This is a genomic window from Pseudoalteromonas luteoviolacea CPMOR-1 (assembly GCF_001625685.1).
GTDB classification, from domain to species: domain Bacteria; phylum Pseudomonadota; class Gammaproteobacteria; order Enterobacterales; family Alteromonadaceae; genus Pseudoalteromonas; species Pseudoalteromonas luteoviolacea_K.
In genome coordinates, this window is record NZ_AUYC01000014.1 from 1 (window position 1) to 13,104 (window position 13,104).

The window sequence follows — 13,104 nt, forward strand, 5'->3', positions numbered from 1 at the left end:
TAGCAAAATCTTTAATCATACGCGTAGACTTGAATGATAACAATTATCATTCAAGTCTACGCGTATTGTATCTGAATTAAAACCCCTAACCAGGATATATTTAGTTTTGCTTTCAATCATCATGAGCACATACGCCAAAGCGTAAATAAAGGTTGAGAGGGTAAATCGCTAAAGTAACGTTAATTTGCTGCAAACTTCCCTGTTTGCGGTAGAAGAAATTAGATGAGACTCATTAGCGCGCCCGCCGACATGAAAGTGACGACCAACCAGATAATTGGCAGTTTTATTTGTTTCATTAAGAAAAAGCCAAAAAGTACCAACGCGATATCGATTGGCGTAAATACCGCACTGATAAACACCGGTTGATATAAAGCCGCAGCTAATAGTCCGACAACCGCAGCGTTAACGCCAGTGAGTGCGCCAGCTACTTTTGGTTTTTGTGCCAGTGCCTGCCAGTTTTTTAGCACCGCGAGAAGCAGTAAAAAACCAGGCAAAAAGACCGCGATGGTTGCAATTAAAGCCCCCATAATTGGACTGCTAGGTAGTAGCTCATAGCCAATGTAGGTTGCAAAGGTAAACATGGGGCCAGGCACTGCTTGTGCGGCCGCATACCCAGTTAAAAAGGCATCTTGGCTAAGCTGATCACCAACAATATTTTGCAGTAAAGGGAGGACAACATGGCCTCCACCAAATACCAAGCTACCCGCTTGATAAAAGTCATTGAATAAAGCAATTGACGGCAGAATATGTGCGGCGAGAGGCAATCCAACTAACAGCGCGATAAACAAGCACAGTGGTACATAGCTAGGTTTAAATGTGGCATTGACTTGTTCCGTAGTTGCGCTTTTTAAATAGTAGGCACCAATAATGGCTGCGATGGATAGGACCGCGATTTGCATCAAGATACTGGGGGCGATAAGCAAAGCAATGGCGGTGACTAAGCAGAGGCTAGTGGTGAGGGTGTTTTTACAAAAGTTTTTGTACATACCCCAAGCTGCGTCAGCAACAACGACGACGGCTAATAACTTTAAGCCATGGACGATGCTTTGAAATACATCGTGCTGCGTTACTTGGCTTGCCACAACAGCCAACCCGATCATGATTAATACTGAGGGCAGCGTGAAGCCTAAAAAGGCTGCGAGCGCACCAGGCAGTCCGCCGCGTTTGTAACCGAGAGCAAACCCTACTTGGCTAGAACCGGGACCGGGTAAGAACTGACTCAGAGCGACGATTTGACCATACTCATGATCATCAAGCCATTTAAGTTTTTCAACAAAGGTTTGTCTAAAGTAGCCAATATGTGCAGCGGGCCCGCCGAAGCTAACCCAGCCGAGCATAAAAAAGAGTTTAAATATGGTAAACATGTTTGGCACCGTGTTGGATGCTGCTGTTGAGAATGCCACTAGGTTAGAAAATGCATTATAATTAATCAAATTAATAGTATTGATTGTAAACATGAATAATATGGGATTAGGATGAGTTTTACAGATGTGCCGTGGCGCAATATCGATTTAAACCTACTGGTTGCTTTTGCTTATTTGTATCGATATCAAAGTGTGAGTATTGCCGCTGAAAAAAGCTATGTGAGCCAATCGGCAATGAGCCATAGTTTATCTCGATTACGGACCTTGTTTGCTGATGTATTATTTGAGCGCAAAGGACATAAAATGATGGCCACAGAGCGCGCTCATCAATTAGCCCCCATGGTTAACAAGTTACTCGATTGTGTGAGTAATGATCTTTTGACCAGTGCCCCATTTGATCCTGCTGACTATGATGGCATTTGTCGTATTGGTCTCACTGATTATGCCGAGTTTATATTTGCGCCAGCCATTTTTGATGCTATCAGATTACAGGCGCCAAAAGCGCAGGTAAGCTTTGTGAACGTCAATCGCAGTAATTACCTTGCTTTGGCTGAGCAGGAAAATCTCGATATCGTCATTGGCAGCATTACTGCGCCTGATCCCGCTTTTCAATCCCAGCGTTTATACACAGAAAGACATGTATGTATTGCCGATCCGCATTGCATCGCATTTGAGCAAGGTTTATCAAAATATGACTTTGCCAACATTGAACATGCGCTAGTTAGCCCTGATGGACGCCTAGCAACGGGGGTGGATGATACACTGCAAGCTGAGGGATTAATTCGTAAAGTCACAGTGGCAACACGTAATTTTATGACCATTCAAAGCTTGCTCAAAGGCCGCAAGTTGATCGCCATTGTGCCGAAGAAAATGGCTGATGTCGCTTGCGAGCAGAGCCTGCTGCGTTATTTTGACCCGCCGATAAGGGTGCCGGATTTTGATATTTCGATACTGTGGTTTCAACGTAAAAACAGTGATGATAAAAGCATATGGCTTAGATCATTGTTGATGTCATTGATGGCACAGCAATAACTGGCCGCCATACTGGATGGCGGCTGGTATTTTTATTCCATGCGTTTAATGGTGATAAAACCGATGTTTTCGCCACTGTTAAAATGTACGCCCTCGGTGAAGTCTGTATCGCTTCTTGCACTATTCAGTAAAGTAATTGGGGTCTGTGGATCTGTGGTTGAGTCTGCTGCACTGAACGTAACGCCATTGTCACTGCCTGCATCATACACTTTAAGCTGTATGGTTTGCTCGTCTAGCCATTGGTTGTCATTAAAAAGCAATAGGCTGTCAATCCCGATAAACCAATCCGGACTCGGTGCAACCATAGAGACAATGCTGAGGTGAGGATAAGTTTGGCTTGCCTCAAAGGTCAGCGTCACACTTTTACTGCCATGTGGGATCCCCGCTTCATCAATCAGGTAGCTTGAGTGACCAAGGTTTTGTATATCACTGATCTCGCCTTTAAGTAGTGTTTTAGACCCAGTTTCTGCCATGCTGACAATGCCGGCGCTTGCTGTACTGTCGCGCTGAAAAATACGCCCTTGGTCATTGTGTGTCAGTCCGATCATGGGAGAGAAATGGGTGCCATTAGGATAATTGGTTGGAAAAGTGGTTCGCTCCCAAGTTTGGGTAAATTTCAACTCATAGGTTACTGAGGTCGCAGCAGGTGCCGGAGTTGAGGTATCTGAAGATGAAGTAGTTGAGGACGTCGTTGTCGTTGAGGTATTTTGCGATGCCGAATCATTGGTGGGCGTCGAGGCGGGCGACGAGCTGCTGCTGCCCCCGCATGCGGTTAATCCAAATACCATAAACAAAGATGCTAATTTAAGCGGATGTACCATAGTCAAACCCTCAAGCGGTAAAGTTGTCATCTTTTCAACAGACCTTATAAAATCAGATCCACTTTCAATATTTTGTGTTTTTTTTAAACAAAATATTAAATCCTAATGGCATTTTGCATGATCTCACGTCCTTCGGTCTCTACATATGTTAAAAACACACTGGCGATGGGCGACAGCGTTTTGCGTTTAGTCCATGAAAATGACCATTTAGATCGAATGGGTAAAGACTCGACATTGATCACGTTGACGTCATGGATCTCACCAAAAGCTAGCGTATGAGACGATAAAATAGAAACGCCTAATCGTGATAATACGGAATGAATAATGGCTTCATTACTGGCGATGGTCATTTTTATGTTTGGCGTCACAACTTGGTTTTTGAAAAATGCTTCTGTGGCGTAACGGGTTCCCGAACCTGATTCTCGAATGAGGAAATCCTCTTGGCAAAACTCCTCTAATGACACTGTGTCTTTTTGGCTAAATGGATGAGAAGCGGGCGCTATGGCGACTAAGTCATTGGACATAAATTCAATGACTTCTAAATCTAGCCCTTCAGGCAGGTGGCTGAATACGTAAAAGTCATCTAGTCCTTGTTCAAGGCGTTCAATGACTTGTTGTCTATTGGCCACCGTAAATTGAATATCTATGCCTGGATATCGTTCGCAAAAGGGCCCGAGTAAATGCGGGATAAAGTATTTAGCCGTGGTGACACTGGATAGCCTCAATGTACCTGACTTGAGTCCTCTCAGGTTAGAGAGGTGCATGTCTAACTCTTCGCAACTTTGCAATATTTGCTTTGCCGTCGCAACGGTAGCAAGGCCTGCATCGGTAAATTTTAACTGCTTACCGACTTGCTCATAAAGCGGTAAACCAATTGCCTCGGCCAGTTTTTTTAGCTGCATGGATACCGTTGGCTGGGTTAAAAATAGCTTTTCTGACGCGGCTTTAACGCTACCGCCTTGATGTAAGGCTAAGAGAATTTCAAGTTGTCTGAAAGTCCCTATATGGGCATGTAATCTTGAAGCCATATTGCAACTAAATCCTTAAATTAGAGTTTTATCTATGGTTGCCTTAGTTACTATCTATTTTTATCTATATTTGGACTTTTGTAAAATCCTCAAAAATACAGAGGAGAGAGTTATGACATTTAAAAGTTTGGCATTACCTTTAATAACGTGCTTAAGTCTGTTGGCATTTTCGTATTTGAGCAGTTTACTTGGTCATGGTAGTACGGGGTTTATTCTGCTGGCTCTATCTATTTTCAGTTTTTCAATCGTCAGTTTGATACAATCTTCACGTGATAGCAACGCACCAATGCGCGCCCCGTCTCGCCAGTTAAAAGAGGCAAAGTAGGTCATGATAGATGCGGTCGTCGCTTTTTTTTTACTGGGGATCATTGCACAATTATTAGGTGCAAAAATTCCTTTCCCAGATGGGTTATATAAAACACTCAGTCTTTTTTTGATGGTCGCGATTGGCCTAAAAGGCGGTATCGCATTACAGCAGCATGTCGATCCTGCGCTGTTAACCATGTCTATCGCCGTTGTGGCCTTTGGTTTATTGTTACCACTCGTTGCCTACCCATTATTACGCTATTTTGGTCAGTTAGATAAAATTAATGCAGGCGCCATTGCTGCGCATTATGGCTCGGTCAGTGTGGCCACTTATGCTGTTGCTGTCGCTTTACTTGAAGCGGGCAATATCGCGTATGAAGCTTATTTCCCCTTGTTTGTGGTGTTGCTAGAGATGCCTGCGATCTTGGTGGGTTTAGTGCTTGCTAAAGGTAACTTGAAGGTCATAAACCGTGCCTTTATCAAAAAAGAGCTGGTGGCAAATCAGAGTATTTTACTCATGGTGGGTAGCTTGGTGATTGGCTTTGTTGGCGGCGATAGCGTACAAAAACTCACGCCATTTTTTGTTGAGCTATTCTCAGGCGTATTAGCGCTATTCTTATTAAAAATGGGATTGGTGGCAGGTGAGCAATTAGGCACTTTAAAGAAGAACAGTTTGTTTTTAATCAGTTTTGCGATATTGATGCCAATGTTAGGTGGTTTAGCTGGGACTGGTTTGGGCGTGCTATTGGAGTTAAGCGCGGGAGGTATTGCACTGATGGCCGTATTGGGGGCGAGTGCTTCGTATATTGCGGTACCTGCGGCAATGAAAGAGAGCTTGCCTGAAGCCAACGCTGGTATGTCTATCACGGCGTCACTGGGTATCACTTTTCCATTTAATGTGTTGTTGGGCGTACCATTTTTCATCGCTTTGGGGCAATACCTTGGCACTTAAGCGTTTAGCATTATGATGTCAAAAGGGATTTTTTAACGGTTTTATGCTGACGTCTTTTGGGCGTCAGTGTAAATTAGGCACATAGCAATGAAGAAAGTACATCAGGATAATACTTGTGCCGGAAAAAAACTTACTTAAAGCGGAGCGCGTAGCGTATATCTTGGCAGATTTACAAGCACGTTATCCAAAACCGCCTATTCCTCTAGATCATAAAGACCCTTACACCTTGCTCGTGGCCGTTTTACTCTCTGCGCAATGCACCGATGAGCGTGTGAATCAGGTGACGCCATCGTTATGGGAGTTGGCAGATAACCCCTTTGATATGGCAAAACAATCGGTTGAAGATATTAAGCAGATCATCCGTCCGTGTGGTTTGTCGCCGCAGAAATCAAAAGCTATTAAAAAGCTCTCTGAAATCTTAGTTGCAGACTATGATGGCATTGTACCCGAAGACATGGATGCACTGGAAACGCTGCCTGGGGTTGGGCATAAAACGGCAGGCGTGGTGATGGCGCAGGCATTTGGTGTCCCAGCTTTCCCTGTGGATACTCATATTCATCGCTTAGCTCAGCGCTGGGGATTGACCAATGGTAAAAATGTGGCGCAAACAGAAAAAGATTTAAAGCGACTGTTTCCCAAAGAATGCTGGAATGATCTGCATTTGCAGTTTATTTACTATGGCCGAGAATTTTGCACAGCAAGAGGGTGTGACGGCACAGTTTGCCCCATGTGCACGACTTGCTATCCTAATCGCAAGCGGCCTAAAGTAGTTAAAAAGCCTTAATCGTTTAGATTTGGTGGTTGGCGTGCTTACTCCGAAGCACGCATAACGAAAAGGCCAAACATCACACTGGCAACTTAGAACTCAGCTAGCTGTTGATGGATAGAGTGCACCAACTCTTTTGGGATGCAAAGCTGATCCGCCAGAGTTTGCAAATATTGCTGTGAAATCGTTTGCTGAAGATCGATGGCACTGGCACTAGCAGCGTAAACTTCAATACCTGTTTGTGCATTAGGCACTGCTTGCACCAGCTCAGAAAGGCTCATAGGTTGTCTTAATTCATCAAATAACATGGCTTTTTCTTGCACGCTGAGCGTCATGGTTTCAACTTGGGCAAATATTTTTTGGCGCTCATTATCATCTATATGCCCATCAGCATACGCGGCTGCTATCATGGCTCGCATAAGTAAGAGTTGCCCAGAGCCAGTTTCATCTTCGACGACCTGTTCGAAGCTGTGCTCTTGTATGGTGGCAGGCTTAAAGTCGAAGTGACGCGCTGGTTGTGAGCGTGTTGCCATGGCTTTATCAAAGGCTGCACTGTCTCGCTTTTGTGCGGCTGCTTCATTTTGTTCGCTATATTGCTTGTAAGCTTTCCAAGCGAGTCCGCCTACAGCTGCAAGCGCGCCATATTTTACGGCTTTTTTACCTGTTTTTTTGCCTTTTTTACCGCTGAGCAAGCTGGTGGCTCCACCGCCGGCTATGCCACCTAAAAAGCCGCTGAGTGCGCCTGATTTATTTAAGCCACTGACCAGTTTTTGTAATTCTTTCATCGCGTTCTCCATTTGCTTTACTCAGCCTAGATTAGGGGAAAGCGAGCAGATTGAGAATAAGAATTTTGTTACAAATCGATTCAAATTGAATTAGCCGGTTCGCTCACACAGTATGTCTGTTACGGGGATTTGATAAAAGCGTGCTAACTCTCTGGCGGTGCGGTGGTAGACCTTACAACCGCATTCTGCGCGTTTCAGTGTTGCGATTGAGACACATAGAGCTTGTTCTTGGCAGGCACAAGCCAGTTTCTCTTGACTCAGCCCCATGTTACGTCTCAGTTGCTTAAGGATTTTACAATCCAGCTTTACTCTGCCATCCATTATTTGACTCCTTGAGTAGGGACCTAAAGCCTAGCAATGAGCAATGACTTTCGCCAATTCCCTCACCCTGAATGGGTGTGCGTTTTGGTGTACACACAAGGCGTAAAAGTTGCGTGAAATTTACGCTTTTTATCTGATACCAAAGTGATACTAAACTGATACTAACAAATGGCCTCTAAGCGCCTAGACTAGGTCGCATCTAAAGTCGCTCCACAGACTGGAGCACCCATTCATCTATGACATAAAAGGATAAAACAATGTCTGAAGCAAATCGTATTTTAGGTGGTTTTGGTCCAATCGTTTTGGCACAGGATTTTGATAAAGAGTACATCAATGCATTTGAGCACATCAACAAGCGTGATGGTGTCGAAATAAAACCGTTGGCAGCACAATCTCAAGTGGTTAATGGTAAAAACTTTGCATTTTACTGTTTTGTTTCACCTGTGGTTGCACCAAATGTACCTAAAGTAAACCGCCTAGAGCTGATTGTTGTCAATCAGCAGGGGGAGCACTTTACTCAACTGTCAGATCGTACCTTCAGCGAGCCAGTATTAGTGCCACCGATTGGTTCATTTGACTCAGTAGCCCTGCGTGAAAACTTCACCGAAGCGGAGAAAAACGCTGCTGAGCAAATTGAGTCGCTAGTCGGCGTGAGCTACAAAATTTTAGCGGCGCAGCAGCAAGTTGTGGCGGGCTTAAACTTTGCATTCTATTCAGTCGTTATCCCTGTGACACCAAATGCACAAGCTTTCTTCGCCCGCATTGATGCACATCGTAACTTTGAAGGCAAATTGGTTGATACACAACTGCATCATATTAACCCTTAATTTGCAGGGCCAAAGTGTTAGGTGATGCGGCACTTTGGCCATTCTTTTCCTTATCTATTCTATGAGCTGGCCAGAGACACAGGCGTTGAGGTTTGCGATTTGATCGCATTTAATACACTCACCAAGGTATTGTGCTCACTCTGCTCATGTGCCTTCAAACTAATCGATGTGATCTCTCCTTGTGCCGCAAGTCGAGCAATATTCACTGCGATGGCATCAACTTCAATGCGCTTATGATTTAAATAGATGCGATTTTGCTGGTCAATATGAAACTGTGGTATGACTAATTGGTTTAAGGCCTGATTTGATTTCGCGGGCTTATTAATATCAAGTACATGGGCTTTTTGAAAGCTGGCAGTCACGATAAAAAAGATAAGTAAAATAAACACAATATCGAGCATTGGGTTCATGTCTACATCCGAATTAGCAGGAGCTTTGGGCTGATATTTTTTCTTTATCATTGTCACCTTACGTCATTAAACATGGCTATTCAGTATGGGTAAAACGACACCGCGTCCAAAAAGGGGTGAAATCACCAGCAATTAAAATGCGACACGCTAGCCATTATGTTTTGTCTCATCGAGGCGCTCAAGAATATTAATGGCACTGGCGTGAGCGTTTTTTGATGCCTGTGTGTGGCCTCCGAGGGCGTTTGAGAGCTTGAAGGTGTGCTTCATATCATTGAGCAGGTCATGTTTTTTCAGTGGAGACTCATTCATAGAAGAAGGGGCCATCAATATCATCATTTGTGTGGTATTGATAAAGCCCGCATCAAATAATTCATGAGACATGTTGGCAGACTCGGCGTCTGAAATATTGTGAACATCGTACTGATTGGCAATAGATTGCCACTTTTCTTGGGCATGTTTTGCGTTATCGCTGATTTGCACTTGGGTGGAAGCCGATTGCATGGTGCTTTTTGGTATCTCAACGTCCGAGGGCTTGTTTAATGGGGTATGTGGCGCATAAAAAGTATGGTGTGTGCTGTTTACATTCATGGCTTGCATATCCTTTGCTTTCGTAGAGTGTAAAAATTAAGCAGGGTTGATGCCATGTGTTTACTGACAGTTTTATAAACTTTGTCACAAGAGCGAACGTTTATTAAACAGCTTTGTCATGCACTCGGTGTTTCAATGGCTGTGACTTACAAATCAACAAGGATAGCAAGATGAAACTTTCGATGATCGTTACTGTACTCGCAGCCACTTTTTCTTTAACTGCTGCAGATGTGATAGCGAGTGATGTAGACACACCTAAAAAAGAATACCTTAAAGTCATGCGTAGTGAGTTAAGTAAAAATGAACCTGGTGCTGCAGCACTTGTTAGCCAAGGTGGTGAAGTGCTGTTTAAAAAGGCAATAGGGCGCGCTAATTTAGAGTTAAATGTGCCTTTAAAAGCAAAAAGTGTATTTAAAATTGGTTCTATCACCAAGCAGTTCACTGCTGCGGCCATTATGATTTTACACGAACGCGGCAAGTTATCTGTGCATGATGACATTCACAAATATGTGCCTGATTTCCCAACGGAAGGGCATGTTGTGACCATAGAGCACTTGTTAACCCACACTTCAGGGATAGCGAATTACACTGAAGATCATCAATTAATGCTCAAAGAAGCCACGGCACCTGCGACCTTGGATGAAATCCTTGCTCGGTTTGCACAGCACCCGATGAAGTTTCAACCAGGAGACAACATGGCGTATTCAAATACGGGCTATGTGCTGCTGGGAAAAATAATCGAGGTGGTGAGTGGTCAATCATATGCTGAGTTTATTGGCGAACATATTTTTCAAAAGCTAGGGATGAAAAACAGCCACTATGCAGGAAGACAGATCATCAAGCATCATGTTTCCGGTTATGATATGTCAGCGGATGGCTATGTGAATACCATCCATATTGACACTGCTTGGCCCCATGCTGCAGGTGCGTTGTCATCCAATGTGTTTGATTTGAATACTTGGTATCATGCGCTTGCAAATGAGCAATTGATCTCTAAAGAAAGTTATCAGCAAATGTTGGCGCCCGTGACATTAAATGATGGTCGAATTTCGACATATGGGTATGGGATCGCGGTATCAACATTAGGTGATTACCAAGTGATTACACACAGTGGGGGCATTAATGGCTTTGTATCTGACGCGCTTTATGTTCCCGAGCAATCGGTCTATGTGGCGGTGCTCACTAATAATACGGATATTAATCCACAGTTATTGAGTCAGCGATTAGCGGCAAAAGCCCTTGATATCCACATGCCAAGCTTTAAAGAAGTGACGCTAGAAGATGCACAATTAAAAGTATTTGAAGGGCAATACGCAATGCAAAGTGGCGCAATGTATAGCGTCGTATATTATCAAGGCGACTTGTATTTCCATCGTGGTGATGAAAATTATCAAGAGTTGATAGCGATGTCTTCAGATAGCTTCTTTTTTGAAGATAATAACGTGTATATTAAGTTTACTGACAAAGCCGGGCAATTGGTGCTCAATGAGTACATCAACTTTTCTTCAACACCACATGCAGGTGTTAAACACTAGTCAACGTAACTGATTGCTTGCTTTGTATATAGAATGCAAAAGGCTGAAACCGCCTTTTGCATATTCATCAGATGATTAATTTAACAGTGTTAATTTACTGACACTGCGCACGCCGGGATGACTCATATAGTCATTTTTAATACCCTCAACTCTTAAGCTTTTACCAATAAGCTGTGGGTTTAATAACGGACTAAATGCATCACGCTGAGATGATTCCAGCTTGATGTATAGCTTATTACCTGCATTACTCGGGTCGCTCAGCTCAAGTGCATACTTATTATTAATAGGGGCCGTGATGGTGCCTGAAACGACAACTGGCTGACCATTACTCATTGCAAGCACCTCAGATACTGACAAGTCATTGCCTTGGTCAGGGTTACTGCCATTGTCGCTTGATGCTTGAGTAATACTGGATACCTGACGTACACCCGGTTGGCTCATGTAACTATCGCGTACGCCTTTGATCACAAGCGTTGCATTAAGGATATCTGGGTTGAGCACAGGACTAAACTCTGCACGTTGATTGCTTTCAAGCTTAATATTAATGGTAAAACTTGGGTCGTTCAGATCTTCCAAAATCAGTGCATAGATATTATTTAGACCAGACTTTACGCGCCCTGTCAGTTCAAGCGACTCACCTTGTGCCGTTGCCAAAGCTTGCTCGACGGACATGAAAGACGGTGCAATCTGTAAATCAGTGACATAGCGAATACCCGGCGCACCCATGTAACTATTACGCTTACCTGTCACTATGATGTTTTGATTTAAAATCGCAGGGTTTAGCTGTGGGTTAAAGTCAGCTCTTTGACTGCTTTCCAACTTCACATAAATGTGCGTTGATGGGTTGTTTAGGTCGCTCAACTCTAGGCCATAAATACCGTTGATGGCATTCGTGACTTTACCAATGACAACCAGTGACGTGTTTTGCGCCGCAGCGAGTGCATCACTGACTGAGACTGTATCACCCGGTGTTGGCGTCGGATCTGGGTCTGGATCTGGATTGGTTTGACCATCGCCGTAAGGGGCATTAAATGAGTTGTTTTTGTAAGTATCCGTATCCCAAGGGTTAAAGCCATTGGCTGGGGTGCCCCAAGGTTGCCCGTTATTTGGATCGGACATTTCTTGTGTGTCCATGGGGGTCGGTGTTGCAAAACCACTCGTATGGCCATTTTGCCCATCAAAGTACTGGTAGCTCTCAGGTGTGGCAAGCCAGTTTATGATGTTGACTGCAAGCACTGAGGCGTGACCTGGATCTGTCCATCCAGGGTAGGTTTTTTTGGTACTGCCACTGTCTTGACGGCGATACTTCGGGGTGGCATCTTCGATTGGTGATGAATCGCCAATAAAGGCTGCTTTACCTGCACCAGATTTTGCAATCGCGACATAAGGCCCTTCGGCTTTGCCACCAAAATATAATCCGTCGTCTTTGGCATGTCGCCACTTTACCGGGGTATCTGTTTCTGAAAAATACACTAAGCCTTTGGCTTTTTGTGGGTCGACAATCGCAAGTGTTGCGCCTGCGGCCATCAGAATTGGCTCAACACCTTGAGTGATCCCTTCAGTTTGTGTGCTTGGCTCTACACCACTGACACCTTGCTTGTAGTCTACGCCATTGAAGCGAAAACGGATGCCGAAGTTTTCGACTAACCAACCAGCATCGGCTGATTTTGGATTACGCCAATCACCATATGCGCCACCCATGTTGTATTTGCTTAAATCTGAGCGGTTATAACCGTTGAAGACTTCAGTGGCATCCCATGTATTGAGATTGCGGTCAGCATCATAATGGTCAGCGACGAAAAAGATCCCTTTACCACTGGCAATGTACTGTTCAAGCGCTGCCTGCTCAGCAAGCGTAAAAGGTCTATTGGTTTCAGCCAGTACGAAGACATCCGAATCCTTAATGGCATCATAAGTAATGATGGCTTCGTTGTTTTGGTTACCTGTGCGATCGTCAAAAAAGCGAATGCGGCCATCATTATTCAAATCTACGCCGCGATACTCTTTTACCGTGTAACCTTGCTGAACGAGTGCATCTGCGAAATCTGAAAACGCACCATCGATAACCCAGTCAGCATTGCCTTCAACACCGCCATGAGATACGTCAAAGTATACCGTTTTGCCGTTATTGTTTGCGGCACTCGGTACTTTGACTGGCGCTGTATTATTCCAATCATAGGCTGCGGCCATGGCAAAGCTTGAATGCGCAAGAAGACCTGCACTGAGCAATACCGATAAGGTCAGTTTATTTACAGTCATTTTTCAATTCCCGTTGGTTTGGTTTGTTGTTACAGCCAACTTCCAAATAGCTGTAGAGGAGGAGAGGTATGCTGTTGGGCATACCTCAATTGGGTTTTTTCTGAGTTTTT

14 protein-coding genes are annotated in these 13,104 nt (G+C 44.1%); 6 read left to right on the forward strand and 8 right to left on the reverse strand.

Annotated elements, in window-relative coordinates:
• Positions 1-218: 218 nt before the first annotated feature.
• Positions 219-1,364: a chromate efflux transporter gene (chrA, locus tag N473_RS03260; RefSeq protein ID WP_063366911.1), complete on the reverse strand. Its 1,146-nt coding sequence runs from the start codon at positions 1,362-1,364 to the stop codon at positions 219-221.
• 111 nt (positions 1,365-1,475) lie between these two features.
• Between chrA and N473_RS03265 the strand changes: the two genes are divergently transcribed.
• On the forward strand, positions 1,476-2,396 hold the full coding sequence (locus tag N473_RS03265; protein WP_063366703.1) for a LysR family transcriptional regulator: 921 nt from the start codon (positions 1,476-1,478) through the stop codon (positions 2,394-2,396).
• Positions 2,397-2,428: 32 nt separating this feature from the next.
• Here the strand turns inward: N473_RS03265 and N473_RS03270 are convergent, their stop codons facing one another.
• Together N473_RS03270 and N473_RS03275 are read right to left on the reverse strand one after the other, a co-directional pair.
• Entirely contained in the window at positions 2,429-3,247 is an 819-nt protein-coding gene (locus N473_RS03270) for a spondin domain-containing protein (protein WP_231099512.1), read from the reverse strand.
• Positions 3,248-3,312: 65 nt separating this feature from the next.
• The gene (locus N473_RS03275; protein WP_063366704.1) at positions 3,313-4,245 is read right to left on the reverse strand and encodes a LysR family transcriptional regulator; all 933 of its coding nucleotides are present in this window, start codon (positions 4,243-4,245) and stop codon (positions 3,313-3,315) included.
• 112 nt (positions 4,246-4,357) lie between these two features.
• On the opposite strand from N473_RS03275, the gene N473_RS03280 reads away from it, so the two are divergent.
• The 3 genes from N473_RS03280 (at position 4,358) to nth (ending at position 6,287) form a co-directional block, all read left to right on the forward strand.
• Positions 4,358-4,570 carry a hypothetical protein gene (locus tag N473_RS03280; RefSeq protein ID WP_063366705.1) on the forward strand — a complete coding sequence of 71 codons (213 nt, stop codon included), beginning with the start codon at positions 4,358-4,360 and terminating at the stop codon, positions 4,568-4,570.
• A 3-nt stretch (positions 4,571-4,573) separates the two neighbouring features.
• The gene (locus N473_RS03285; RefSeq protein WP_039611996.1) at positions 4,574-5,503 is read left to right on the forward strand and encodes a sodium-dependent bicarbonate transport family permease; all 930 of its coding nucleotides are present in this window, start codon (positions 4,574-4,576) and stop codon (positions 5,501-5,503) included.
• 115 nt (positions 5,504-5,618) lie between these two features.
• Entirely contained in the window at positions 5,619-6,287 is a 669-nt protein-coding gene (nth, locus tag N473_RS03290; RefSeq protein ID WP_063366706.1) for an endonuclease III, read from the forward strand.
• Between the two features lie 74 nt (positions 6,288-6,361).
• On the opposite strand, the gene N473_RS03295 is transcribed toward nth, so the two are convergent.
• Both N473_RS03295 and N473_RS03300 read right to left on the reverse strand, forming a co-directional pair.
• On the reverse strand, positions 6,362-7,054 hold the full coding sequence (locus tag N473_RS03295; protein WP_063366707.1) for a tellurite resistance TerB family protein: 693 nt from the start codon (positions 7,052-7,054) through the stop codon (positions 6,362-6,364).
• Positions 7,055-7,144: 90 nt separating this feature from the next.
• Positions 7,145-7,375, reverse strand: coding sequence for a helix-turn-helix domain-containing protein (locus N473_RS03300; RefSeq protein WP_063366708.1), 231 nt, complete (start codon positions 7,373-7,375; stop codon positions 7,145-7,147).
• A 257-nt stretch (positions 7,376-7,632) separates the two neighbouring features.
• On the opposite strand from N473_RS03300, the gene N473_RS03305 reads away from it, so the two are divergent.
• Positions 7,633-8,202 carry a hypothetical protein gene (locus N473_RS03305; protein ID WP_063366709.1) on the forward strand — a complete coding sequence of 190 codons (570 nt, stop codon included), beginning with the start codon at positions 7,633-7,635 and terminating at the stop codon, positions 8,200-8,202.
• 59 nt (positions 8,203-8,261) lie between these two features.
• Here the strand turns inward: N473_RS03305 and N473_RS03310 are convergent, their stop codons facing one another.
• The gene (locus N473_RS03310; RefSeq protein WP_063366710.1) at positions 8,262-8,663 is read right to left on the reverse strand and encodes an ExbD/TolR family protein; all 402 of its coding nucleotides are present in this window, start codon (positions 8,661-8,663) and stop codon (positions 8,262-8,264) included.
• Positions 8,664-8,759: 96 nt separating this feature from the next.
• Complete coding sequence (locus N473_RS03315; protein WP_063366913.1) at positions 8,760-9,200, reverse strand: hypothetical protein; 441 nt, start codon at positions 9,198-9,200, stop codon at positions 8,760-8,762.
• Between the two features lie 170 nt (positions 9,201-9,370).
• Here N473_RS03315 and N473_RS03320 point away from each other — a divergent pair, with 170 nt between their 5' ends.
• Positions 9,371-10,735 carry a serine hydrolase domain-containing protein gene (locus N473_RS03320; protein ID WP_063366711.1) on the forward strand — a complete coding sequence of 455 codons (1,365 nt, stop codon included), beginning with the start codon at positions 9,371-9,373 and terminating at the stop codon, positions 10,733-10,735.
• A gap of 75 nt (positions 10,736-10,810) precedes the next feature.
• Here N473_RS03320 and N473_RS03325 read toward each other — a convergent pair whose 3' ends face one another.
• On the reverse strand, positions 10,811-12,994 hold the full coding sequence (locus N473_RS03325; RefSeq protein WP_063366712.1) for a DUF6359 domain-containing protein: 2,184 nt from the start codon (positions 12,992-12,994) through the stop codon (positions 10,811-10,813).
• Between the last annotated feature and the right edge of the window lie 110 nt (positions 12,995-13,104).